This is a genomic window from Arthrobacter sp. NPDC056691, from assembly GCF_042791415.1.
Lineage (GTDB): Bacteria > Actinomycetota > Actinomycetes > Actinomycetales > Micrococcaceae > Arthrobacter.
Genome location: NZ_JBHTXX010000012.1, coordinates 99,604 through 124,426, shown reverse-complemented (window position 1 = coordinate 124,426; position 24,823 = coordinate 99,604). Strand labels below are relative to the sequence as shown.

The 24,823-nt window shown below is 66.6% G+C and carries 21 protein-coding genes; 7 read left to right on the top strand and 14 right to left on the bottom strand.

The genetic code is table 11. The features are described 5' to 3' along the window. Positions 1-259: 259 nt before the first annotated feature. Complete coding sequence (locus ACFRAU_RS12195; protein ID WP_378000120.1) at positions 260-1,819, top strand: DUF222 domain-containing protein; 1,560 nt, start codon at positions 260-262, stop codon at positions 1,817-1,819. A gap of 104 nt (positions 1,820-1,923) precedes the next feature. Here ACFRAU_RS12195 and ACFRAU_RS12190 read toward each other — a convergent pair whose 3' ends face one another. From ACFRAU_RS12190 to ACFRAU_RS12180, 3 genes are all read right to left on the bottom strand, one after another. Further along, positions 1,924-2,517 carry a short chain dehydrogenase gene (locus ACFRAU_RS12190; protein ID WP_378000119.1) on the bottom strand — a complete coding sequence of 198 codons (594 nt, stop codon included), beginning with the start codon at positions 2,515-2,517 and terminating at the stop codon, positions 1,924-1,926. 50 nt (positions 2,518-2,567) lie between these two features. Next, positions 2,568-3,224 (bottom strand): GntR family transcriptional regulator, encoded by a 657-nt coding sequence (locus ACFRAU_RS12185; protein ID WP_378000134.1) that lies wholly within the window; start codon positions 3,222-3,224, stop codon positions 2,568-2,570. A 144-nt stretch (positions 3,225-3,368) separates the two neighbouring features. After that, positions 3,369-3,647: a hypothetical protein gene (locus ACFRAU_RS12180; RefSeq protein WP_378000118.1), complete on the bottom strand. Its 279-nt coding sequence runs from the start codon at positions 3,645-3,647 to the stop codon at positions 3,369-3,371. 207 nt (positions 3,648-3,854) lie between these two features. Here ACFRAU_RS12180 and ACFRAU_RS12175 point away from each other — a divergent pair, with 207 nt between their 5' ends. After that, complete coding sequence (locus tag ACFRAU_RS12175) at positions 3,855-5,375, top strand: CoA-acylating methylmalonate-semialdehyde dehydrogenase (protein WP_378000117.1); 1,521 nt, start codon at positions 3,855-3,857, stop codon at positions 5,373-5,375. Between the two features lie 137 nt (positions 5,376-5,512). On the opposite strand, the gene ACFRAU_RS12170 is transcribed toward ACFRAU_RS12175, so the two are convergent. Then, positions 5,513-7,111, bottom strand: a complete 1,599-nt coding sequence (locus ACFRAU_RS12170; protein ID WP_378000116.1) for a PucR family transcriptional regulator — start codon at positions 7,109-7,111, stop codon at positions 5,513-5,515. A gap of 128 nt (positions 7,112-7,239) precedes the next feature. Between ACFRAU_RS12170 and ACFRAU_RS12165 the strand changes: the two genes are divergently transcribed. After that, positions 7,240-8,613, top strand: a complete 1,374-nt coding sequence (locus ACFRAU_RS12165) for an aspartate aminotransferase family protein (protein WP_378000115.1) — start codon at positions 7,240-7,242, stop codon at positions 8,611-8,613. Between the two features lie 72 nt (positions 8,614-8,685). Here ACFRAU_RS12165 and ACFRAU_RS12160 read toward each other — a convergent pair whose 3' ends face one another. The 5 genes from ACFRAU_RS12160 to ACFRAU_RS12140 all read right to left on the bottom strand — a co-directional run bounded on the left by ACFRAU_RS12160 (position 8,686) and on the right by ACFRAU_RS12140 (position 13,641). Further along, a complete protein-coding gene (locus ACFRAU_RS12160; RefSeq protein ID WP_378000114.1) occupies positions 8,686-9,420 on the bottom strand; it encodes a DUF624 domain-containing protein in 735 nt (244 codons plus the stop codon). Then, complete coding sequence (locus tag ACFRAU_RS12155) at positions 9,417-10,358, bottom strand: carbohydrate ABC transporter permease (protein ID WP_378000113.1); 942 nt, start codon at positions 10,356-10,358, stop codon at positions 9,417-9,419. The genes ACFRAU_RS12160 and ACFRAU_RS12155 overlap by 4 nt, the downstream gene beginning before the upstream one ends. Further along, entirely contained in the window at positions 10,358-11,284 is a 927-nt protein-coding gene (locus ACFRAU_RS12150; protein WP_378000112.1) for a carbohydrate ABC transporter permease, read from the bottom strand. Before ACFRAU_RS12150 ends, ACFRAU_RS12155 begins: the two co-directional genes overlap by 1 nt. Positions 11,285-11,286: 2 nt before the next feature. Then, the gene (locus ACFRAU_RS12145; protein WP_378000111.1) at positions 11,287-12,564 is read right to left on the bottom strand and encodes an ABC transporter substrate-binding protein; all 1,278 of its coding nucleotides are present in this window, start codon (positions 12,562-12,564) and stop codon (positions 11,287-11,289) included. Between the two features lie 63 nt (positions 12,565-12,627). Beyond that, entirely contained in the window at positions 12,628-13,641 is a 1,014-nt protein-coding gene (locus ACFRAU_RS12140; protein WP_378000110.1) for a hydroxyacid dehydrogenase, read from the bottom strand. Positions 13,642-13,844: 203 nt separating this feature from the next. Between ACFRAU_RS12140 and ACFRAU_RS12135 the strand changes: the two genes are divergently transcribed. From ACFRAU_RS12135 to ACFRAU_RS12120, 4 genes are read left to right on the top strand one after another with little or no spacing between them, the layout of a single operon-like run. After that, on the top strand, positions 13,845-15,899 hold the full coding sequence (locus ACFRAU_RS12135) for a heparinase (RefSeq protein WP_378000109.1): 2,055 nt from the start codon (positions 13,845-13,847) through the stop codon (positions 15,897-15,899). Continuing rightward, complete coding sequence (locus tag ACFRAU_RS12130) at positions 15,896-17,047, top strand: substrate-binding domain-containing protein (protein WP_377995817.1); 1,152 nt, start codon at positions 15,896-15,898, stop codon at positions 17,045-17,047. Before ACFRAU_RS12135 ends, ACFRAU_RS12130 begins: the two co-directional genes overlap by 4 nt. After that, entirely contained in the window at positions 17,044-17,778 is a 735-nt protein-coding gene (locus tag ACFRAU_RS12125) for a ThuA domain-containing protein (protein ID WP_377995816.1), read from the top strand. The genes ACFRAU_RS12130 and ACFRAU_RS12125 overlap by 4 nt, the downstream gene beginning before the upstream one ends. Further along, a complete protein-coding gene (locus ACFRAU_RS12120) occupies positions 17,778-19,700 on the top strand; it encodes a DUF2264 domain-containing protein (protein WP_378000108.1) in 1,923 nt (640 codons plus the stop codon). The genes ACFRAU_RS12125 and ACFRAU_RS12120 overlap by 1 nt, the downstream gene beginning before the upstream one ends. Before the next feature lie 101 nt (positions 19,701-19,801). On the opposite strand, the gene ACFRAU_RS12115 is transcribed toward ACFRAU_RS12120, so the two are convergent. From ACFRAU_RS12115 to ACFRAU_RS12095, 5 genes are all read right to left on the bottom strand, one after another. Next, positions 19,802-22,042, bottom strand: a complete 2,241-nt coding sequence (locus ACFRAU_RS12115) for a family 43 glycosylhydrolase (protein WP_378000107.1) — start codon at positions 22,040-22,042, stop codon at positions 19,802-19,804. A gap of 251 nt (positions 22,043-22,293) precedes the next feature. Continuing rightward, positions 22,294-22,803 carry a MarR family winged helix-turn-helix transcriptional regulator gene (locus tag ACFRAU_RS12110; protein ID WP_377995813.1) on the bottom strand — a complete coding sequence of 170 codons (510 nt, stop codon included), beginning with the start codon at positions 22,801-22,803 and terminating at the stop codon, positions 22,294-22,296. 30 nt (positions 22,804-22,833) lie between these two features. Further along, complete coding sequence (locus ACFRAU_RS12105) at positions 22,834-23,922, bottom strand: calcium:proton antiporter (RefSeq protein ID WP_378000106.1); 1,089 nt, start codon at positions 23,920-23,922, stop codon at positions 22,834-22,836. Between the two features lie 46 nt (positions 23,923-23,968). Further along, positions 23,969-24,271 (bottom strand): DUF4193 domain-containing protein, encoded by a 303-nt coding sequence (locus ACFRAU_RS12100; RefSeq protein WP_003802821.1) that lies wholly within the window; start codon positions 24,269-24,271, stop codon positions 23,969-23,971. A gap of 110 nt (positions 24,272-24,381) precedes the next feature. Continuing rightward, a complete protein-coding gene (locus tag ACFRAU_RS12095; protein ID WP_378000105.1) occupies positions 24,382-24,591 on the bottom strand; it encodes a hypothetical protein in 210 nt (69 codons plus the stop codon). Positions 24,592-24,823 lie beyond the last annotated feature (232 nt).

Below are 24,823 nucleotides of genomic sequence, written 5' to 3'. Positions count from 1 at the left end.
GGAAATTTTGTGGCCGGCGGCGGTGGGCTGCCGGTCGGGGAGGTGAGGGGCGGCGTGAGTTCCGGGCCGCCGTCGTGGTTTGGTTGTTTTATTGTCAAACAATCTGCGTGCTGGTTCAACAGTAGCGCTGTGACCCCGGCCACGTCCAGTACTTTTTTCGCGGGCCCTGAACCCGCAGCATTAAATGTCAGACCCTCCCCCTAGCCTGAAAGTGTCCGGTAGAAGAAGTGCCGGCACTGTTTCCGGGAGGGGGAGAGGCGTGGAGGTCCAGGCATTCGTCACCGACGATGAGACGTGGATTCCGGCTGTCGACTTCACGGACCGGGAGGATTCACTGCTCGCCGGCACCGTGAGCGTTCCGCTCGCCTCCTTCCTCACCGCCGACGAAGCACTCGGCGTGGTGGAGTCGACCGACAGGCTCATCGCCTGGGCAACGGGCGTGAAAATGGGGGCCCTGGCGCGGGTCGAAGAAGCGATTGGCGAGGAATCGCCCCGGCGGCAAGAGAACCAGCCGGTACGGTTCGGTGGGGACGAAACGCATGCGCTTGCTGTCACGGAGGTGTCCACCGCCTGTGCCCTCTCGGAAGGCACGGCCGCGCGTTTCCTGAACGACGCAGCGGATCTGACCACGGCCCAGTGGGAGGTCCTTGAGGCGGTCCAGGCAGGCGAGATTACCGAAGCGCACGCCCGGGTTATCCTCGATCAGGCCCGCTCCCTCCCCGCAGAGCAGGCCGAAAAATTCGCTACGGTTGCCCTGCGGCGAACGCGGACACGGCAAGGCCGCCGCCGCACAACGTCCGAATTCCGCGCATGCCTGCGTCGGCTGCGGGAGAGCCTGCACCCCGAGAGCCTCGCGGCCCGTAAAGAGGCTGCCCAGCGTGAGCGCGGCGTTTGGTTCTCGGCCGAGCCGGACGGCATGTGCACGCTCTCCGCCTTCCTCACTGCGGACGTCGGGATGGCCATTTTCAATGGGCTCGACCGCGATGCGCGGCAGGCCAGCGTGCGGGCTGCAGAGCTCAGGGGCCTTCCCGGGCCGCGCCCTGATGCTGAACCCGGCACACTGTCGGAGCTCCGCGCTGATGCGCTGGCCTACCGCCTTTTTGGTGGGTCTGACGGGCTCTTGGGCGGATCCGGCGAGCTTCCAAACGGATCTGACGAGTCGGGAACCGGGGCATTTCGCGCCCAGGTCGTGCTGACCATTCCCGTCGGTTCCGTCCTTGCCGGCAACTTCGTTCCCGGCAACGGTGACGGTGACGGTGCTGTTCCCGGTGACGGTGCCGAATCCGCCGACGCGGCCGCCGCTGCTGTCCTCGAATCGGCCCGTCTTGAATCGGCTGGATTTGAAGCGGCCGAATTGGGAATGGCGGAACTCGAAGGGTACGGCCCCATTGACGCTGCCACGGCCTGGCGCCTGGCGGCCTTGGCACCCACGTGGCAAACGCTCTTCACGGACTTCACCACCGGCCGGGCCTTGGGCGTTGGGCGTGCGTCCTATCGCCCGCCGAAGGCGCTGCGCCGGTATCTGCATTGCCGTGACGGGACCTGTCGGTTCCCGGGGTGCACCCGGCGGGCCGCCGCCTGCGAACCCGACCACACGATCGAGTGGCAGGACGGTGGCACCACCGACGCCGGCAACATGGCAATGCTCTGCCGAAGGCACCACGCGCTGAAGTCCATCGGCGCCTGGGGCTACCGGCAGTCGTCGCCAGCCGGAGACCTTGAATGGCATTCACCCCTGGGCCGGAATTACACGACTGAAGCTGCGAAAGTTGGCAGTGCTGTCTACCCGCTCCAGCAGCCAGAACCACCGCCGTTCTAGGTGGCGGCGGTTCTGAGTTGGCGATGGTTCGGGAGTGGCCCGGGTCCAGGTGCGCCCCAAGTCAAGGTGCGCCCCGGTCCGGCGTGGCTCAGTCAGGAATCGGCTCAGTCGAGTGCGAAGACCTGGCCGGTCTGGATGCCCTCAACGGACTTCACATAGGCGCGGCCAACCTCGTCGGCGGGCACCTGCGAGAATCCCGGGAAGAACTCGTGGTAGCCGGAAGCCTCGGCCAGGACCGTGGGGCTCACGGCGTTGATCCGGATTCCCCGGGGCAGTTCGGCGGCGGCAGCCATCATAAACGACTCGAGCGCGCCGTTGGCCAGTGAGGCTGCGGCGCCGGTCAGGATGGGCTCGCGGGCGAGGACTCCGCTGGTCAGCGTGAAGGAGCCGCCGTCGGAGATGTACTGCTCGCCGAGTTGCACCAGGTTGACCTGGCCGAGGACCTTGTCCTCGAAGCCGGACCGGAAGTCCTTGTCTGTGAGCTCGGCGAGAGGCTTGAACGGAACCGAGCCCGTGCAGGAGATCACGGCGTCCACTGTGCCTACCTGGTCGAACATGCGCCGGATCGAGTCAGGTTCGGCGAGGTCCACGCTGACGTCGCTCGAGCGGGAGGCCTCGATGACCTCGTGCCGTCCTTTGAGTGCTGCCACCGCGGCGGAGCCGAGCAGGCCGTTTGCGCCGACAATGAGGATCTTCATGTGTGTAGGTTCTCCTTCTGCTTCTGGTTGTCCAGCTACTTTTGCTCCAGCTACTTTTGCTTGTCCAGCAGCGCGATGAGTTCCTTGGCGCTGTCTATCGTGTGCTCGGTGAAGGCCTTCCTGATGACCTCAAGGTCCTTGGTCCGGATGGCCCTCACCAGCTTCTCGTGAACGCGGTGGGCGCGGACGGGATCTGCGCGGGTGGCCTGGTCCTGGGCGAGGATGATGGTCACATGGGCCTCGGTGACGGGCCAGAGACGCAACAGAAGCGCGTTCTCGGATGCGGCCCATAGCTTGCGGTGGAAGGCCACGTGGCTTTCATGCCGCACCACCGGATCGGGGTCCATCTCCACGCGGCTGTACTCGGCCCAGCTTTCCTCAACCATTCCCATGCGGCGACCGGTACCGTCTTCGATGATCGCGGTGACCGCGAGCATGTCCAGGGCCATGCGGGTATTGGCGAGGTCCATGATGGCGGCCGTATCCAGGGAGGCCACGCGGAGCCCGCGGTACGGCTCCTGAATCAGGAGGCCCTCCTGCGCCATCTGGTTGAGTGCCTCGCGGACCGTGGGCCTGCTGACGTTGAGCCATTCGGACAGCTGGACTTCCGTCAGCTTTTCGCCGGGCTTGATGGTGCCCAGCACTACGGCGCGGCGGATTTCATTGACCACCCCGTCCCGCCGAGAAACGGAGGCCACGGGTGACATTCTCGCAGGCAGGGATGTCGGCTCGGGTGACAGGTGCGTTTCCGACATGCGCTTCCCCAATTGCTAGGTTCTGGTCTGCCTTGCTTTGCAGATTGTCAGACAAGCCTAACCGCTAAACGCGCGCGCGTAAATGGGGTGGCGGGGTTATTGCGGCGCGGTTTTCAGCCACAGGGAGGGCGAGCCGCCGACCGCCGGCATGACGCTGCCCTGCCCCACAAACCTCGGGGCCGGCCCGGTTGCAGCCGGCGCGGGTTCTGCAGGTCCGGCCTCGGCCGAAGCGGACTGCAGTGGGTACCACCACCCGGTCTGCGGACAGTGTTCGCCGGTACGCACGGCGACTGCCGCCAACACGGAGGCGGCAATTGCTGTGGGCTGCGCGGCGGTGGCGGCGGCGGTGGCAGTGGTGGGGAATCGTCGTTTCATGCGGACTCCTGGGTGGGCGTGCTGGTGACACTCACGGTAGGGCCGGGCACGCCGTCGTCGGGCCTGTACATATGTCGATGTGCAAGCGGCGCGCTTGACAAATGTTGGGCGAAGGCCGCCGCGCGGTCCAATTACCGTGGCTAACAAGCCGCTCCGGCGCCCTGCCAATAACGCCCCTGCCATCAAATCCTGAAAGCGAGAAGAAGCGTGTCAGAGAACAGCGTGTCCGAAAACCAGGAACTTCCCGTACTGTCCCACTGGATCGGGGGAGAAGAAGCCCTCTCCTCCGGTCACCGCACCGCGCCGGTCTTCGACCCCGCCAGGGGGATCAAAACCAAACGTGTAGCGCTGGCCAACGCCGCCGACATTGAAGCCGCGATCTCTTCGGCCCACAAGGCCTTTCCTACGTGGCGGGACCTCTCCATCACCAAGCGCCAGCAGATCATCTTCCGGTTCCGCGAGCTGCTCAACGAGCGCAAGGGCGAACTGGCCCAGATCATCACCGCGGAGCACGGCAAGGTGCTCTCCGACGCGCTCGGTGAAATCACCCGCGGCCAGGAGGTGGTGGAACTGGCCACCGGCTTCCCGCACCTGATCAAGGGCGAGCACTCCGAGAACGTCTCCAGCGGCGTGGACGTTTACTCCACCAAGTCGCCGCTGGGCGTGGTCGGCATCATCAGCCCGTTCAACTTCCCCGCCATGGTGCCGCTGTGGTTCCTGCCGATCGCCATTGCCGCCGGCAACTCCGTTGTCCTGAAGCCGAGCGAAAAGGACCCGACGGCGGCCAACTGGCTCGCGGAACTATTCACCGAGGCGGGCCTGCCGGACGGCGTCTTCAACGTCCTGCACGGCGACAAAGAATCGGTCGATGGCCTCCTGGAGCACCCCGATGTGAAGGCCATCTCCTTCGTCGGCTCAACGCCGATCGCCCAGTACATCTATGAGACCGCGGCCCGGAACGGCAAGCGTGTCCAGGCCCTCGGCGGCGCGAAGAACCACATGCTGGTGCTGCCTGACGCCGACCTTGAGCTGACCGCCGACGCCGCCATCAACGCCGGCTTCGGTTCCGCCGGTGAGCGCTGCATGGCCATCAGTGTGGTGGTCGCCGTCGAGCCGGTCGCCGATGAACTGATCGAAAAGATCACCTCCCGCATGGCCACGCTCCGGATCGGCGACGGCCGCCGCAACTGTGACATGGGCCCGCTGGTCACCCGGCAGCACCGCGACAAGGTGGCGTCCTACATCGACGTCGCGATCGAGGACGGCGCCAAGGTGGTGGTGGACGGCCGCGGCATCAACGTTGACGGCGACGAGAACGGCTTCTGGCTCGGCCCCACCCTCATCGACGACCTCCCGGTCACTTCCCGCGCCTACACGGAAGAGATCTTCGGCCCCGTCCTGGCCGTGGTCCGCGTCCGCAGCTACGAGGAGGGCCTGGACCTGATCAACTCCGGCGCCTTTGGCAACGGCACGGCGATCTTCACCAACGACGGCGGAGCGGCCCGCCGCTTCCAGAACGAGGTTGAAGTGGGCATGGTGGGCATCAACGTGCCCATCCCGGTCCCTGTGGCCTACTACTCCTTCGGCGGTTTCAAGGACTCGATCTTTGGCAGTTCCAAAGCCTACGGCCTGCAGGGCTTCCAGTTCTTCACCCGCGAGAAGGCCATCACCTCCCGCTGGCTCGACCCCAGCCACGGCGGCATCAACCTCGGCTTCCCGCAGAACTAATAAGTCAGCCAGGGAACTGAATAAAAGGACAGGGCTTCCGGCGCACATTCCGCGCCGGAGGCCCTGCCTCTTTCAAACCCTTCCTCAGGTCCTGTCGGGTTTCCCCTAACTCTTCCTCAGGTCCTGCCGTCAAGGGACTAACCCTTCTGCGATTGGGTTTCTTCCAGGAACTGCACCGCGGCGAACAGCTCCAGCCGGTCGCGCATGCCGTCCAGGTTCAGGGCCAGGATCCGGCCGGCGGCGTCCACCCTGTTCCGCAGCGTGTGCCGGTGGACGCCGAGGCGCCGGGCGGTCTTGTCCCAGACGCAGTCGTTGGCGAACCATTCCCGGACCGTGGCCAGCAGTTCCGTCTGCTCCGCCTGATCGTGCGCGACGAGCGGCTGCAGCAGTCCGCGCGCCACGGGTCCGGCCTTTTCCTCGCGCAGCAGACCCAGCACCCCGCCTTCGGACAGTTCGGAAAATTCGACGGCGGCCCTCCCCAATTCTGTAGCGCGCCGCAGCGCGCGGGTGGCTTCCTCCAGGGCGCCCGGCAGTCCGTCAATCGTCGTTTCGGAGGAGACGCCGCATGTGCCGTGGCGCTGCATCAGCTCCAGGACTTTGTCCTGGTGGGCGCGGCCCGAGAGGATCACCAGCAACTCACCGCGCAGCGCATAGAAAACGGCGCCGCGGTAGTCATCGGCCAGGAGTTCCAGCGCTTCGAGGAGGTTGGGAGCCGGATTCTCCTGCCGTGAGGCGGTCACGAACAGCGGATCCCGCGGCAACTGGCCCCACACCTGACGCGCCGTTTTAACGGCCACGTCGGTGCTGCCCGCCAGCAGCTGCTCGAAGACGCCGGCACGGAGGTGCCTGCGGGCAGTATCGAGGGTGCGGGCCTGCTCGAGTGCCAGGCTGGCCAGGCCGATCACGCTGTTGACGATGTCCGCCCGTGCCGGGTCCAAAGGCTCGATGGCTCCCATGGCAAGCGCGCCGCGGAGGCTGCCCTTGCGGCCAAGGGTCTGCAGGGTCACCGACTGGCCCCCGATCTCCAGATACGAGGCGGAACGCGTCCCCAGGTCCAGGGCAGTGCGGACCTTCGCCGTGACGTCAGAGGCAATGTCGGAGGGAACCGGACGGTTTCGAGGCATCCGGACGTAGTTGCCGGCAGCGTCATAGAGTGCCACCCAGCTGTGCAGTTGGCGTTCCAGCTCCCCGAGGATCGAGGTCAGCCCGTCCGGGCGGAGGGCTGCGCGGGAGATGGCCCGCTGTGCCTGCAGCGACCATTCCGCCCGGGCATGTTCTTCTTTGGCCAGATAGTCGGCCACCATGCGGATGATCGCGATGAACGGTGTCCGGTCGGGGACTTCCAGCAGCGGCAGCCCGTGTTTCCGGCAGGCTTCTTCCAGTGCCGGCGGCAGCGTTCCGTGGATCACCTGCGTCGCGAAGCCCAGGCCAGCGATGCCGTGCCCCACCAGACGCTCCACGTACTCGCCATAGACGGAGCCGGTTGGCACTGCCGGTGAGGGTCCCACGGTAGCCGCGTCCGCCGTCGTCGTCTCCGTCAGCATGGCGTCCACGGGGAACTGCGTGCCGTCGGTGAGCAGCAGCTGCCCGGCGTCGAGGAATGGCGTGGGGTCCGCCAAATCGGAGCTGTGCACCCAACTGATCGGCTCGTCGAGCCGGGGAGCCCCGGCGTCTGGCACCACGAGGCGGAGCTTCAGCGCACGGCTGCGGAGGAGGACGTTCAGGCTTGGCGGCATGCCGGACCCCTAGGGATGTGAAAACGTCGAACGGGCTTGTGCTGATTGTACAAAGGTATATGGGGCCGCGGCGGCCGGGAACCGGATGATGAAGCAAGTCCCCAAACCATCCATCGAGAGGAACCGTCATGGTCGCCAGCCAGGCAACACTGGACTCCGCAGTCACCAACGCCGCAGCCGCCAGCTCAGCCGTCAGCAGCGCTGTCTCCAACGCAGACGTCGTCGCCCTGGACCGGGCCAACGTCTTCCACTCCTGGTCGGCGCAGAAGTCCCTCAACCCGATGGCCATCGCCGGCGGATCCGGCAGCACGGTCTGGGACCACGACGGCAACACCTACCTGGACTTCTCCAGCCAGCTGGTCAACACCAATATCGGGCACCAGCACCCCAAGGTCATCGCGGCCATCGCGCAGCAGGCAACCAGCCTGGCCACGGTCGCCCCGGCCCACGCCAACCACGTCCGGGCCACTGCGGCTGCCAAAATCTTGTCGCACGCACCGGCCAATATGGAGAAGGTTTTCTTCACCAACGGCGGCGCGGACGCGAACGAGAACGCCATCCGCATGGCCCGCCTCCACACGGGCCGCGACAAAGTCATCTCGCGCTACCGCTCGTACCACGGCAACACCGGCTCGGCGATCGTGGCCACCGGCGACTGGCGCCGCATCCCCAACGAATACGCCCGCGGCCACGTCCACGTCTTCGGCCCGTACCTCTACCGCTCCGAGTTCTGGGCGGAGACACCGGAACAGGAAACCGAGCGCGCCCTGCACCACCTGCGCCGCGTCATCCAGGCCGAGGGCCCGCAGTCGGTCGCTGCCGTCCTGCTCGAAACCGTCCCGGGCACCGCCGGGATCCTCATCCCCACGCCCGGCTACCTCGAAGGCGTCCGGGCGCTGTGCGACGAGCACGGCATCGTGATGATCCTGGACGAGGTCATGGCCGGCTTCGGGCGCACCGGCGACTGGTTCGCGCTCGACGCGTTCAACGTCACCCCGGACCTCATCACCTTCGCGAAGGGCGTGAACTCGGGCTACGTCCCCGTGGGCGGCGTCATCATCTCCGGTGAAGTCGCGGCCACCTTCGACGAGCGCGTCTTCCCTGGCGGCCTCACCTACTCCGGCCACCCCCTCGCCGCGGCCTCCGTCGTGGCGTCGATCGAGGCCTTCGAGGAAGAGGACATCGTGGGCAACGCGGCCCGGATGGGCCGCGACCACCTTGAGCCTGGCCTCCGTGCGCTTGCCGAGCGGCATAGCGTCATCGGCGAGGTCCGCGGCCGTGGCGTCTTCTGGGCGCTGGAGCTGGTTCAGGACCGCGCCACCCGGACTCCGGTTCCCGCGGAATACATGGGTCGGCTCAAGGCCGAACTGCTGCGCCTTGGCCTGCTGCCCTTCATCGCGGACAACCGCATCCACGTCGTCCCGCCGGCCGTCGTGACGCCCGGGGAAGTGGCCACGGCCCTGGACATTTACGACCAGGCGCTCACCGCCGTCGCCCTCTAACCCTTGCGAGTTTTTGTCCAGATACCGCGACTTAATGGGGCTTTAGAGCCCGTTATCTGGACAAAAACTCCGCTAGAGGGGGTTGTTCGGGGCCTCGCGCCGCAGGGCCGCGGAGTATGCGTAGGCCGCGTTGCTCCAGACCACAAACAGGAGAGGTGCGGGCGCCAGGGCCACACCCAGCACGGGCTGCAGGACGGCCGCCGACGCGATGATGCCGAGCAGCATCAGCATGGCCAGGCTGAGGTACCAGCGCTGGAGGCTGAGGTACAGGGACGCCCTGAGGATGCCTTTCAGCCCCGCGTCGGGCAAAAGTACGACGCCGGCAATCGCCGTCACTGCCAGGCTCACCGTCACGGCGGCTGCTACGACGATCACAGGCACCAGCACGGCAGCCGCCGGCATGGCCTGGACAATCGCCAGATCCACGCCGAGGAACAGCAACACAGCTACGGCGCCCAAGCCGAGCGACGCGGCCCGCTTGAAACTGCGCCTGTATCCCAAGAGGAAGGCGGCAACCGGCGTGACCGCACCGCCGTCGTCGTTCAGTGAGCGGAAGGCCTCGAAGATGCCGGCGAGGGACGGCGCCACGGTGACCGAGAGCGCCAGGAAGAAGGGCCAGGCGGCCGCGGGGTCGGCCACCAGGGCGAGGCAGAGCACCAACGGCGCGTTGGCCACGGCCAGCAGGACGTTTCCGGCCAGGAAGGTGTAAACGAATCCGAATACGGTCCCGAAGGTATGGAATCCCGGCCCGGCCCAACGGCGCCGCTGCTGGCCGGCCTTGTGCTGCTGCCCGCCCACGGTGGTCATCCCTTCATCCCGCTCGTCGCGATTCCCTGGATGAAGTAGCGCTGGCCGATCAGGAAGATGATGAGGATCGGGATCACGGAGATCACAGAGCCGGTCATGATCATGGCGTATTCGGCGTCGAACTGGCCCACGAAGGACCGCAGCCCCAACTGGACCGTCCAGAGCCTGTTGCTGGTGAGGTAGATGAACGGGCCCATGTAGTCGTTCCACGTGTTGACGAACGTCAGCAGCGCCAGGCTGGCCAGCGCAGGCTTGGACAGCGGCAGGATCACCCGCGCCCAGATGCCATATTCGCTGAGGCCGTCGATCCGGGCGGCTTCGCAGAGCTCGTCCGGAATGGTCATGTAGTACTGGCGCATCAGGAACACACCAAAGGCGCCGAACGCCTGCAGCAGGATGAGGGCATTGAAGCTGTTGGTCAGGCCCAGCTGCTGCATCATGATGTACTGCGGCACCATGTACGCCTGCCACGGCACGGCGATGGTGCCGATGTAACCCAGGAAGAGCACATCGCGGCCGGGAAACCGGACCTTGGAGAAGCCGTACGCCGCCAGGGACCCGGTGAGCACCTGCAGAACCGTGATGATCACGGACAGGTACAGCGAATTCTGCAGGTAGCCCAGCATGGGGATCCGGGACCAGATATCCGTGTAGTTGCTCCACACGAACTCAGAGGGGATCCACTGGATGGGAACCGTGAGGACCTGGTTGTTCTGCTTCAGCGAGGAGGAGACCATCCAGATGAACGGCACCATGAGCGCCAGGACCAGCACGGCGAGCACGCCGTAGATGATGGCGTTGGTGGTCCGGACCTTACGTTCCCGCCTGGAGCGGTTCGAACCCTTCATACGGGAACGACGGCGGTCCACCGGTTCCGGCGCCACGTTGCCCGCCGCGAACGGCGCCTCGGCTTTAAGGTCTTCGGCCGTGTTGGTCATCAGCGTTCCCTCCGCTGTTGGATCTTGAATTGCAGGACGGTGACCGTCAGGACGATGAGGAACAGGGCCAGCGAGATTGCTGACGAGTAGCCGAACTTCCCTTCGCCGATGCCCTCCTGGTAGATGAGCTGCGAGAGGACGGTGGTGGACCGTCCGGGACCGCCGTTGGTCATGACGACGATGAGGTCGAACACCTTGAAACTCGAGACCGTCAGCATGACCACCACGAAGAAGGTGGTGGGCCGCAGCGACGGCAGGGTGACGTTCCAGAAGCGCTGCCAGGCGCTAGCGCCGTCCACTTCGGCTGCTTCATAGAGTTCGGCGGGGATGGCCTGCAGGCCGGCCAGGTACAGGACCATGTAGTAGCCCATGTCGCGCCAGACGCTGGTGATGATGACGGCGGGGAGGGCCCAGTCTGAGCTGGAGGTCCAACCCGGCGCTTCGGCTATGCCGATCGCGTGCAGGAACTGGTTGACGGGGCCACTGTCCGGGCTGAACAGCATGTTCCAGACGACGGCGACCGCCACCAGGGAGGTGATGTACGGGAAGAAGATGGCCACCCGGAAGAAGCCGATGCCCTTGAGCTTGCGGTTCAGCAGCATCGCGAGGACGAGGGCCAGGGCCATGGTGAGGGGCACGTGGCCGAGCGCGTAGACCACGGTGTTGCGCAGGGCCACCCAGAACGAGTCGCTGGCAACCATTCGCTCGAAGTTCTTCAGCCCCACCCACTTGGGGGCGCTGAACGAGGTCCATTCCATGAAGGACAGGGCAAACGCGGCGAGGACGGGAATGAGCGTGAAGGCCAGGAAGCCCAGGAAGTTCGGCAGGATGAACGTCCAGCCGATCAGCGTGTTGCGCCTGGCCTGCTTCCGGTTGCCGCGGCTCTGCACGGGGGCGGAAGCCCGGGTGATTGTTTCTGTAGTCATGGTTACTTCAGGACTTCGTCCTTGACGCGCTTGCCCATCTCAGCGATGCCGTCAGCGACGGAGCGCTCGCCGACCATGATGAGGTCGTGCTCCTGGTTGAGGATTTTGTCCGTGGCTGCGGACTTGTCGCTCACCGGCATTTCGAGGGTGGTCTGATCCGGCGTGAAGGCCTTCTTGGAGAGAGCGTCGGTGGGCAGGCCGTCCAGCTTGAAGTACTCCGCCGTTACTGCGTCGTTCTGAAGGGCCGGCACGACACCGATCTTGGAGATGGCCTTGGCGCCCTCTGCGCCGGCTGCCCACTCGATGAACTTCTTGGCCTCATCGGAGTGTGCCGCGTTCTTGTTCACCGCGAACGCGGTGGGGGAACCGAACGTGCTGACCTTGCCGTTGGCGTCCTTCTGCGGCAGCGGAGCCAGGCCCCAGTTGACGTTGGTCTTGCCGTCCTTCTTGGCCTGCAGGATGCCGGCGATGTACCAGGTGCCCATGGGCATCATGGCTGCCTGGCCGGTTTCGAACATGGTGCGGTAGCTGGTCTTCTGGCTCTTGGCCGTGCCGAAGTCCAGGGTGGCGCCGCTCTTCTGCAGGTCCAGTGCGGTGTTGTACTGGTCCTCGAAGAAGCCGTAATCGCCGCTGATCTGGTCCCCGCCATTCTGCGCAGCCGCGATGGCCTGGACCACTGAACGCCAGATGTGGTGGTAGGTGCCGTAGACCTTCCTTCCGTCCGCCGTGCCGGTGAGCTTCTTGGCGATCTCCGAGTACTTCTCCCACGTCAGGTCCTTGGGATCGTCGATTCCGGCGGCCTTGAACAGGTCCTTGTTGTAGTACAGCAGCCAGAAGTCCTGCCGGTACGGTGCGGCAAAGTACTTGCCGTTCATGTCGAAGGCGTCCAGGCTGGCCAGGTTGTCCTTGCCCACCGCGTCCACCACGCTGCTGATCTCCTGCAGCTGGCCGTTGTTCGCGTACCGGGCGTAGTCGATGACGTTCTTCATGGTCAGCACGTCAGTGGTGTCGCCGCCGGCCAGCATGGTGGTGACCTTCTGCGGGTAGTCGTCGGCCAGGATGTCGACGGGTTCGATGTCCACGTTCGGGTGGGACGCTTCATAGCCGTCAAACAATGCCTTGAACTCCGGCGTTCCCTCGTAGTTCCACACGGACACTGTGAGCTTGGTCTTGCCGTCCTGGCTGCCCGTTTCCGCGGGGCCGGCGGCGCCGGCGCATCCTGTCAGTCCAAGTCCGGCGGTGACGGCGAGGGCGATCGCCGCGAGGGTAGTGCGCTTCATTGCGGTTCTCCTAGGTAGGGGATGGTCCGCCGCTGCTGCGGCGAGGTCTTTCGGGTGGTTGGCTCAGGCGCTCAGGCCGAGGTCTTCGGATACCACCTCTGCCACCAGCGCCTGTCCGGTGAGGTAGCGTTCGAGGTCGTCCAGGGCGGCGTCCGACATCCTGCGGGTCTCTGTTCCCAACGATCCTGCGATATGCGGGGTGAGCACAACATTGGGCAGGTCATACAGCACTGATCCTGCGGGCAGGGGCTCGGGTTCGGTGACGTCGAGGATGGCATGCAGGCGCCCGGCGCCGCACGCTGCCTCCAGGGCCGCGGTGTCCACCAACGAGCCCCGGGCGGTGTTGATGAGGGTGGCGTGGTCCTTCATGGCTGCCAGCTCCCGGGCGCCGATCATGTTCCGCGTCTCCGGCAGGGCCGGTGCGTGGACGGTGACGACGTCCGACACCGGCAGCAACTCATCGAGGCTCACCAGCCGCCCGCCCGCGGCCGCCACTTCAAAGGGGTCCGCATGCGGATCAGACACCAGGCAGGTGACATCCTGCAGCTGCTGCACCAGCTGCACCACGCGGCGGCCGATGCGGGAAAAGCCGATAATCCCGATGGTGCGGCCAATGTTGCCGAGTTCGCCGCGGGACGTGGAATAGGACCAGTCCTCACGGGAGGCGCGGGCATCATTGGTGAGGAACTGCGCCTTCTTTCCCGCCAGCACAATGGACGCGAAGGTGAACTCTGCGACCGGGATGGCGTTGGCGTCGGCGCCGTTGGTGACCAGGATGCCGCGTTCCCACAGTTCGTCGCTGACGAAACTGCGCACGGTACCGGCGCAGTGGAACACCGCGCGGAGCTGCGGCATGCGCCCGAGCCTTTCCCCGTCCAGCCGGGGCACGCCCCAGCTGGTGAGCAGGATTTCCACTTCGGACAGCTGCGCGGCGAGTTCCGGTGCGTCGAGGCTGTCGGTCCAGAGCTGTCCGTCGAGGTCCACCAGGCCGGCAAGCCGCTCCAGCCGCGAAGCATCGAACTGGTCCGCCATGGTTCCGCTATTCATGACCAGCAGTGCCTTGGGCTTGCGCGTCATTAGTGGGTTCTCCCTTCTTTTTCTCGTGCCAAAGGCCAGCTTTTTGCGCCGATCCCTATGGCTTGCATCACGTTCGATATTCATTAGATACTCATGAAAATAAGAACTCAATCAGGCAAATCATGCTTGATCACAAACGATCACATTCGATCATCACCCGCATTTGAAGTAGCCCAGCGGGGATCCCAGACCAAGGAGCAGGCATGGCGGCAGGACAGGAGAGGGCGGCTGTACCCGCTGGGGCGGGTGCTGCCAGCAGCGTGCAGGCTTTCCCCCTCGCCGGCGTTTGGGGGACAGCAGCTGAACCCTCCGGGCTTCGTCCGGCTCTGGATGGCGCGAAGGGCAGGCTGACTGTCAGGCCGTCCTCCGAACGCCATGCCTGGCTGGCCATCCCGGACGAGGCTGTCGCAAGCCTGGCCTCTCAGGCAACCGCCGAGCGGGGATCGCCCTGGCCGCAGCCCCTTGTCTCCCACTACGCGCGCTACTTCCGCGACGGCAACAGGACGGACTACGAAGGGCTGGTTGCTGCCAGGCAGCAGCGGCTCACGAGGGCCGTCATCATGGCCGCACTCGCCGATGGGGCATTAGGCGACGGGCCAGAGGTTGATGCGGCCCCGGACAGCCAGCCAGAGGGCAGCGTCGCGTGGCTCGATGAAGTCATCGACGGCGCCTACCTCCTGTGCGAGCAGAGCTCCTGGAGCTGGGCGGCGCACGACGACGTCGGGGACCGCAGCGGGCACGTGGTGCCGGACCGTGGAATGCCCTTTCTGGATCTGGGGGCCGGGGAAGTGGCTGCCCAGCTTGCCTGGCTGGACCTGGTGCTGGGCGACGCCCTGGACGGGCGTGCCCCCGGCCTGCGGAAACGCATGAGGGAGGAAGTGCTGGAGCGGGTGGTCCAGCCATTCCTGGACAGGATGGACTGGCACTGGCTGGGCCTCGACGGGGACGTGCACAACTGGAACCCCTGGATCCACTCCAACATCCTGGCCGCGGCCGTCATCCTGGTTGAGGAACCGGGGCTGCGGGCGGCCACCGTGGCGCGCTGCATCGAAGGGCTGGACCGCTTCCTGGCTTCCGTGCCCGCGGACGGAGCCATCGACGAAGGCTTCGCCTACTGGTGGAACGGTGGAGGGCGTGCGCTGGAGGCGCTGGCACTCCTCGAGGAGGCCACCGGCGGAGCGCTGAACGCCGACATCCCGGTCATCCGGGGGCTCGCGGCGTTCCCGCACCGCATGCACCTGGGGCACCACTGGTTCCTCAACGTTGCCGACGGCCCGGCCCGGGCTCCCCGCAACCTCCCGTGGGACATGCTCGGCCGGTGGGCTGACCGGTTGGGCGATGCAGACGCGGCCCGCCACGCCCGCGCGTTCGAAACGACCCGGCCGGATGCGGCGTCTGGCCTGGGCAGGGTGCTGCATGCCCTGTTCCGCCTCGCCGCCGACGAGGCAGCCGCCGGAAAGACCCCTGCGGTGTCGCCGCCGCTGACAGGTTTCACCTACTTGGATTCCGTGCAGATCATGGTGGCCAGGGAAACGCCAGGCGCGCCCACGGGGCTGACGCTGGCGGTAAAGGGCGGCCACAACGGCGAACACCACAACCACCGTGACGTCGGTTCCGTGGTCGTAGCGGTCGACGGCGTTCCCCTCCTCGTCGACGCCGGCCAGCCCACCTACACCGCCGAAACGTTCGGTCCCAACCGCTACTCGATCCGGGCCATGCAAAGTTCCTGGCACAGTGTTCCCGCCCCCTTCGGCCTGGAACAGGGAACCGGAACGGAATTCGCCGCAAGTGTCCTGCACCATCCCACCGCGGAGGAGCCCCGCCTGGTGCTGGACCTGGCGGAGGCGTACGGCATCGGCCCGGCCTCGGACTGGATCCGTTCCGGCGCGCTCGACCGGCCGGGATCACGGGCGGTGATCGCCGACAGCTGGTCGCTTGCGGACCCGCCTGCGTCCGGAACGCCCGACGTCGTCATCCACTATCTCCTGGCCGGAACCGTGCGCCTGGGGCCGCCGGGCACGGCGACCGTTTCGGCGTCGGGAATCCCGGACGCCGGCAGCCCGGACCCCGGCGCCCGGCGGGGAGCAAAGCTGACCTGGGACCCGGCGTCGGCCGCCGTGGAGGCAGACGAATGGGCCTTGGACGATCCCCTCCTGGCCGACGTCTGGGGCGCCCGCCTCACCCGGCTGCGGTTCAGCATGCCGGCCCAAAACCGCGCCGCAGGCGCATTCACCCTCACCGTGGAGGCAACACCATGAGCCCGGAGCAGGCCACCGAAGCCAACGGCAAAGCACTCTTCTCCCTGCAGCGGCGCGAGCGGCTCATGGAGGAACTGCGCGCACACGGCGCCATCACCGTCCGCGACGTGGCCGCCAGGCTGGGCGTCAGCGAACTCACCATCCGCCGGGACGTGAACATCCTCGCCGACGAAGGGCTCCTCTCCCGGGTGCACGGCGGCGCCACCCTGCCCAGCCCGCTGGACCGCACAGCTGCCGGGACCCGCCAGCACGCCAACCGGCACTGCATCGGCATGGTGGTGCCCTCGCTGGACTACTACTGGCCGCAGGTCATTGCCGGCGCCCGCGAGGCGGCGGATGACCTGCAGGTCCGGATCGCCGTGCGGGGTTCCACGTATGACGCCGCCGACAACCGGCGGCAGGTCCAGGCCCTGCTGGACACGCAGAACATCGACGGGCTGATCGTCGCACCGACGATGACCGGGCCGGCCGGCCAGGAACTGCTGCGCTGGCTCAACTCCCTGCCCATTCCCGTGGTCCTCGCCGAGCGGCGCTCGCCGGCCGAAATTCCCGCCCACCGCCTCGAATGGGTGGCAACCGACCACGCCTTCGGCGCCGGCATGGCCGTCCGCCACCTGTGGCAGGAGGGCCACCGGAAGATCGGCTGCATGACTGATTCGACCAGCCCCACCAGCTCGCATGTGGTGCGGGGGTGGCAGCAGGCCATGGCCGCCCTGAAAATTCCGGTCGAAGCCTCCGTCAGCGAGGATTCGGCGGGCATCCTGGGCGCCGACCGGGATGAGCACTTCGACAGGATCCTGCAGCTGTGCCGCGAGACCCAGACCACCGCCATGCTGGTCCATTCCGATACGCAGGCCGTGGCCTTCGTGCAGCACTGCGTGGACCGCGGCATTGACGTGCCCGGAAGCATGGCCGTGGTGGGGTACGACGACGAGGTAGCCTACCTCGCCGAGCCCGCGATCTCGGCCGTCCGCCCGCCCAAACGGTACGTGGGCCTGGTAGCCGTGCAGCTTGTCGCGTCGCGGCTCTCCGAGGGCCGGAACCGGCCTGTGCACCGGATAGAGCTGAACCCGGACCTCATCGTGCGCGAATCCTCCGTGGGCGGTCCGCAGCTGGCGGGCGACTACGCACTGGAGGACTCGCTGTGAGCGGACCCGGCGCCGCCGGCCCCGATGGCAACCGGCCCGCCGCACTGCTGCTTACCGGAACCGGCCGCTACGCGGACCCCTGGCACCCCTTTCCGGAAACGACGGCGGCCCTCGCACGTTTGTTGACGGAGGCTGGCATCGAGGTGCGGGTGGCCGGCGACGTCGATGACGCCCTGGCGCGGCTGGACCCTGCCGACCTCTGGCCGGATCTGCTGGCGGTGAACGTGGGCCTGCCCAGGGACGGCCGGGCTTCCCCGGGAACGGCTGCCGCAATGCGCGGGCTGGAGCGGTGGGCGGCGGCCGGTCGGGCCCTTCTGGCCTGCCACGTCAGTGCGACGAGCTTTGTGGACTGCCCGGCCTGGGAGGACGCACTCGGCGGCCGCTGGGTCCGCGGCGTCTCCATGCACCCGGAGTACGGGGCCGCAAAAATCCTGGTCCAGCGCGATTCCGGTCCGCTTGCCGAGGGTATTCCGGACTTCGAGCTGGACGACGAACGCTACAGCTGGCTGCGAACGGGCGCGGACATCAACGTCCACGCCGTTCATTTACATGACGGCACGTCGCACCCGCTCCTCTGGTCCCGCGCGGCCGGCAGCTCTCGGACCTTCTACGACGCCCTCGGCCACGACGCCGCCTCCTTCAATTCACCCGAGCACCTGGAAATCTTGCGGCGAGCCATCGCCTGGCTCGTCCCGGATGCCGGCACACTTCAACCCCTTAGGACCCGATGATGCCTCCCAGCACCCTGGTGCTCCCTGCCCCGGACACCCGGCTCTCGCCCTACACTGGCCTCACCCGCGACCACTGGTGCAGCTACGCCGATTTCCTGCTCCGCTCCGCCCACCGCTACGCCACCGACAACCACGCGAACATCCACCTTCCCGGCCCCGGCAGCGCGTACGGGCCCCGCAGCGATTCGCTGGAGGCCTTTGCCCGCACGTTCCTGATGGCGTCCTTCCGGATGGCGGGCGATCCGGAGAACACGGGCTGGCTGGCCGAATGGTACGCGCGGGGCCTGGACGCCGGAACCAACCCCGCCTCGCCGGACCGCTGGCCCACGCCCGGGGAGCTGGACCAGGCCAAAGTCGAGGCAGCATCACTGGCCGTGGGCCTTGCCCTGACGCGGGAGATCCTCTGGGACAAGATGCCGCAGCGGGTCCAGGAACAGCTGGTGGCCTGGTTCGAAACGGTCATCGGCGAAGGGTATCCGCCCATCAACTGGGTCTGGTTCCAGATCGTCGTGGAAACGTTCCTGGCGAGCGTGGGAGGACGCTCTTCCGACGAGGACATCGACGCCGGCCTCGCGGTCCACGACTCCCTGTACCGCGGCCACGGGTGGTTCGCCGACGGGCCGGAGCGGGCCTACGACCACTACGTGGGCTGGGCCTTCCACGTGTACCCGCAGCTGTGGGCGCTCATGGCGCCGGAGGACCCGCGGGTAAAAGCCCGCCGGGCGCTGGACGGCGGCCGGCTGGCCGACTACCTCGACGACGCCGTGCACCTGGTCGGTGCCAACGGCTCACCGCTCATCCAGGGACGCAGCCTGATCTACCGGTTCGCTGCGGCGGCCCCGTTCTGGGTGGGCGAGCTGTCCGGGCACACGAGGCTCAGCCCCGGTGTCAGCCGCCGCGCAGCGTCCGGAATGCTGGACCACTTTGCGGGCCACGGCGCCATCACCGGCGACGGGCTCCTGTCCATCGGCTGGCACGGGGAATTCGCCGGCATGAAGCAGTCCTACTCCGGCGGCGGTTCACCCTACTGGGCCTCAAAGGGCATGCTGGGCCTGGCCCTGCCGGCAGACCACCGGGTCTGGACCGCGGCCGAGGAGCCGCTTCCGGTGGAAGTTGGCGATACCAGGAGGCTGATCGCGGTGCCGGGCTGGCAGGTGGACGGCACAGTATTCGACGGCGTGGTCCGGATCCGCAACCACGGCACCGACCACGCCAACGCCGGGGACACGGTCACCGACTCGCCGCTGTATGCCCGGCTCGGGTACTCCACCCACACCTTCCCGGACCTTGGGTCCGAATCCCTGGACAACGCCGTCGTACTGGTGGACGACGGCGGCCGGCTCACCCACCGCACGGGCTTCCGCGCCCTGGCGCTGTGCGACGCCGGGGGACTGCTCGTGGGCGCCTCCGGCGGTGCGTCGCACTGGATCAGCGTGGACGCCGACACCGGGGCCGACCACGGCAGCGGCGTCAGCGGAAATGCGGCACCAGGCCCGGAACTGACCGTGGTCTCGGTGACGCGCGGCCCCGTGGAGCTCCGGCTGGTCCGGGTGCGGGGAGCCGCGGCGGGCAGCACGGCGCGGCTGCGGATTGGCGGCTGGCCGGTCGACGACGTGAGTTCGCTGAGCAGCCGGGTGCGCGGCGTGCCGGGCTGGGGCTGCCCCCTCGATGAGGCGGGCACGGTGGTGCGCAACGAGCCGCACCCGCTGGGGCAGCGGTTCTCCGTCCCGTGGGTGGGCACCGCCGGCCCGGCGCTCGACGGCGACTATGCCGCCGTCGTCGGCCTCGGCGGTGACGGGACAACGGAGGCGCTGGACGGCGTCCGCTACGTGCCGGGCAGCGGAGGCGAAGACTCCGGCCGGTTCGACTTCGCCGGCGGTTTCTCGGTGGACGTTGCAGCCATCTGGCGCACAGCGGGCTGAGTTGGACCCCAGCAAGCGCGAACGGACACTTGACCCCCGGTAAATCCAGGGCTCAAGTGTCCGTTCGCGTGCAAGGGTGCGTGCAGCTACCGCGCGGGGGCTCAGCCGCCCGTCGGCAGCCCGTAGACGGAGACCTCCTGGAGGCCGCGCGCCCACGTTGCCCGCTGGTTGTGCACCACGTCCCAAACGTCAAAGACGTCCACCTTGACGTACCGGTAGGTGCCGGACAGGGCATGGCTCTTGAAGCCCACGAGGTTGTTCTGCCGGTTGTCCACCGCCTCGGTCCACGTCACGCCGTCGTTGCTGACCGAGACGGCGTAGCGGTGTGCGGCGTCGGAGCCGCCCACGGTCCGGGCCGAAATGTCGATCCGGTGCAGGTCATACGGCTGCTCAAGGTCAACGGTCCAGGAGAACGGCACCTTGTCGCTCTTGTAGTACTCGGAGACGCTGTCCCAGGGATCGAGGTCGTGCGAAACGCCGTCATTGGCCACGTCCGCGCCGTACCGCTGCGTGGCCGTCTGGACCTCCGACGTCACACCGCTGGAGGTCGCAGGTTTCCCCAGGGAGAGAAGCCGCGTGTTCGGGGCCTTGATCTTGCCGGCGCTGAGGTTGATGTCCAGTTCCGGCACGTAGGACAGGCTCATCTGGCCGTTAGTGATCGCCAGCGGAAGCCACACATAATTTGACTGCACCAGGGCCTGCGGATTCCAGCGGTCGCCAAGGTAGACGTACTGGTGCTTGCCGTTCTTCCCGATATCGAGGATCTGGGTCGGCTGGCTGTGGAAGGTGGTGTTGTCTCCCACCGGCTTCTGGTCCTCCCACTTACTGGGATCGGAGATGTCCGTGGTGCGCGTGTACATGGCCTGGTTCGGGTACCAGCCTGACTGCTTGGACGTGATCATGTACGTGTAGCCGCCCTCGCGGATCAGCGCAGGTGCCTCCCGGGACTGGCCCACGAACATCGGGTACTGCGTGGTGGGGATGACGTCGGTGTAGTCGGCGGTCAGCTGCCAGACGCGCAGGTAGATGTGGTCCTGGGCGGTGACGAGATAGGCCTTGCCGGTCACCGGATCCTGGTAGAGCGTGTAGTCGCGGGACCCGAAGCCCATGTTTTCGCCCGTCAGGAGCGGGTCGGGGTCCTTGCCGTCCTGCGTGTAGTGGATGGTGGTGCCGCTGCTGGTCGCGTACAGCCGGACCTGGCTGATGGGGTCAGGGTAGCTGCCGCCCGGAACGGAGATCACCGGCGGATAAACCGGAACCTCCTCGCCCGCCGCGGCAAGGCGGTAGCCGGCCGTGGTCACGGGACTCTTCTCGGCGCCGCGCACTGCGATGGCCTTCACAGTCTTGGCCTTGTCCAGGCGGATGGGCGTGCCCGGGGTGTAGGCGGCCGAAGCTGCCGGGTCCGGTTCGGTGCCGTCCGTGGTGTAGTAGACGGTGGCGTCCGGTGCGGGCGGGGTGATGAAGGCGTTGTCCTCGCCGTTGGGATTAACGACGACGGCGCCCCCTCCGGTGGGCTGGGCGGGCCCGATGACGGGGGCCTTTAGTTCCGCCGCGCGGCTGGCCCCGATGTTGTATTCGGCAGTTGCCACCGGCGACTGCTGCTCCGTGGGGTAACCGTCCTTCATGACCACCGAGATTGCCTTCAGGGTGGTGTCGAAGCTGACCTCGGACAGGTTCTTCACCGCCGCTCCGGAGGCCACTGTGGCCGGGTAGTCGGCTTTGGCGGGTGTGCCGTTGGGCTGCGTTTCGCCGACCACGGCGCCGACGCCGTCGGCATTTCCCGCTCCCGGGCGGAAGTGGCCCTTTGCGGTAACCGTGTACGGTCCCTCGATCTTGTCCGCGGTGGCGACGACCACTTCCGACGCCGCATAGCCGTCGAACATCTCGTAGTGGCCCCAGAGCACGAACTTCTTTGTGGCCTCGTTGTACAGCAGCTTGGGCCGCTCCACCTTGCAGTGTGCCAGCACCTTGTTTCCATTGGTGTCCAGCGTCTCCGGGCTCAGGGCCGCGCCCACGTACTCCCAGTTTTCCAGGTCCGTGGACTTGTACATGTTGACGCCTTTGAAGGTGGCCCGGTTATGGGACTTGTCCTCCCCAACCCAGTAATAGACGCCCCCATGCTTGAGCGTGAATCCGCCGTGGGCATCGATGGGGTTGCCGTCGGCATCCAGGTACGGCTGCCCGTTCGGGATGGCTGAGTACATGTTCTTTTCCTGCGCCGTTGCCGGGGCGGCAGCCGCTGTGGCGCTGGCCGGCACGGTGCCGGTTGCGGCCGCTCCGGCCAGGAACGCTGCGGCGGTGGCGAGGCAGACCGCCCGCCCGATGGTCCTGCGTCTTTGCATGGTTCTCCTTTGATCGACCTGTGCTGGGGCTCAGGCCAGATTCTTAGGAAACGTCCGGCACGGCAACAAAATGGGCGTGCTTGGTCGGGCTTGATCAGGGTCGAACGCGCTGCGGAGGTGGTTGAGCGTGTCGAAACCCGGCGCGAACTGGCAGCTAATGCCCTCAAAACGGGGATTTGCGGGCGTTAGCTGCCAATTCGCGCTGCGGAGCGGGGCTTAAGTGCTCGTTCGCGCTGAGTGGGGTGCTTCGCCTAGGCCGTTGCCTGGTCTTCGTCGGGGTCAGCTTCCGCGTTGAGGCCAGCCTGGAGAGTGTGGTCGATCTGCGCGGCGTCGATGAGCTGCGTCATGGCCACGTGGATGTCCTCCGCCTGGGCGCGGGTGAGGCCGAGCTTGGCCAGCATGGTGCCGGGCACACCCAGCGCCTTATCGCGGAGAGCGGTTCCCTCGGGGGTCAGGCCCACGGCAAGGGAACGTTCATCCCCGGGGACGCGGCGGCGGGTGACGTAGCCGCAGGCCTCGAGACGCTTGAGCAGCGGTGAAAGTGTGGCCGGGACCAGGAGGAGGGCGTCGCTGATCTCCTTGACGGAACGCGGGCTCTTTTCCCACAGTGCCAGCATGACCAGGTACTGCGGATGGGTCAGGTTGAGCTCCTGCAGCACGGGCCGGTAGGCGCTGATGACGGTGCGCGAAGCGACAGCCAGAGCGAAGCAGAGCTGCCGCTCGAGCAGGAGGTCTTCGTCGCTCCCAGAAGGGGAAGTCATGAAGCCATGATATCGAAGTGGCAAATCCGCTTACGGAAACATGGCGAGGAACAGGAACGCGGCGAACAGCACCAGGTGGATGGCCCCCTGCAGTCGGGTGGCGCGGCCTGGCACAACGGTGAGTGTTCCCACGATGACGGTCAGCAGGAACAGGACTATTTGCGTGCCGCCGAGCCCGAGCGTCAGAGGTCCCTGCAGCCAGATGCTGGCCACGGCGATGGCGGGAATCGTCAGGCCGATGCTGGCAATCGCCGAACCGTAGGCCAGGTTGAGGCTGATCTGGATTCTGTTCCGGGAGGCGGCCCGGGTGGCGGCGAGTCCCTCCGGCAGCAGCACCAGGAGCGCGATGACAACACCCACGAAGGACTCCGGGATCCCGGCCCGAGTGACGCCCGCTTCGATGACCGGGGATACGGTTTTGGCCAGTCCGACGACGGCGACCAGCGCCGCGCACAGCAGCGCGAGGCTTGTGTAGGTGGCCCGGTTGGTGGGGGTGGGGCCATGCCCGTCGTCCTCGCCGTCGTCGGGGGACACGACAGGAAGGAAAAAGTGGCGGTGGCGAACGGTCTGGGTCAGCACAAACACGCCGTAAAGGGCAAGCGACGCCACGGCCGCGAAGCCCAGTTGCAGGGGCGAAAACTCAGGTCCCGGCCGCGATGACGTGAAGGTCGGCAGGACCAGCGTCAGGGTAGCCAGTGTGGTGACCACTGCCAGGGCGGCGCCGGCTCCCTCCGGGTTGAACCGCGGAATGCCATACCTGCGGGCGCCAACGAGCAGGGCAATTCCCACGATGCCGTTGGCTGTGATCATGACGGCGGCGAAGACGGTGTCCCGGGCCAGTGAATGGCTTCCCTCGCCGCCGGAGGCGAGCAGCGTGACGATGAGAGCGACTTCAATGATGGTCACGGCGACAGCCAGCACAAGCGATCCGAAGGGTTCACCGACGCGGTGCGCCACCACCTCGGCGTGATGCACGGCCGCCAGGACCGCACCTACCAGGACCACCGCGATGACGGTGGCCAGCACCGGGCCGGGGGAAATTCCCCAGGTCACGGCCAGCACAATCAGGCCGACGACGGGAACGACGGCGGTCCAGGACGATCGGAGCCGGGCCAGCACAGCGCTATCTTCTCAGTGCTGGCCCTTCAGAGCTAGCCCTCTGGTACTAGCCTTCACACTCCGAGCAGTACTTCTTTCCGTCCTTTTCCCGCGCGAGCTGGCTGCGGTGGTGGACCAGGAAGCAGGACATACAGGTGAACTCGTCTTCCTGCACCGGAACAACCTGGATCAGCAACTCTTCGTGCGACAGGTCTGCGCCGGGAAGGTCGATGCCTTCGGCGGTGTCGGCTTCTTCCACGTCAAGCAGGGCAGTCTGGGATCCGCCCTGCCGGGACTGGATGGCCTCCAGGGATTCGTTGGCCGGCTGGTCCTCTTGGGCCACGCGAGGGGCGTCGTAGTCAGTTGCCATGGTTATTTCTCCTTCGGCTGTGCGCCGGACGGCGCACATTTCGCAGGACTCAACGAGTGGGCGCCGCCAGGTATTCCCGGTAACCGGGGACGGGTTAAGGTCCCCAAAGTTTAGAGGATGATTTCGCGGGTCACGCCGAATGGAACCTTGTCAGATAGCGTGGCGGTGTAGCTCCCTGGCCTGTTGCGGGTGACCATGATCCCGTGTGTTCCGGTGAGAATGGCCGCCTCCTGAAGGCACCTGACGGCGGCATCGAGCCGCTCGTCAAGGACCTTGCGGTCGTGTACCTGGATATCGATCGTTTGGGTGGTGCTGGGCATGGGTGTCCTTTAGGCTGTTGAAAGTTTTGAGCTGTGCAGAGTTTTGGCCGCTCGCGAATCGGCGGTAGGGCACTCCGGGCTGTCTGTGTATGCGGCGACTGCCGGATGCCAATATGTGCGGCCTGTAGGCCGCTGGTGCACCGCCCCCACGGGCTCTGATGTAAGCCTGTCCACGCGTACGGTTCGCGTGCATCATGTCGGTGCTCTGCGAAAAATTAGACCGTGCACCCAA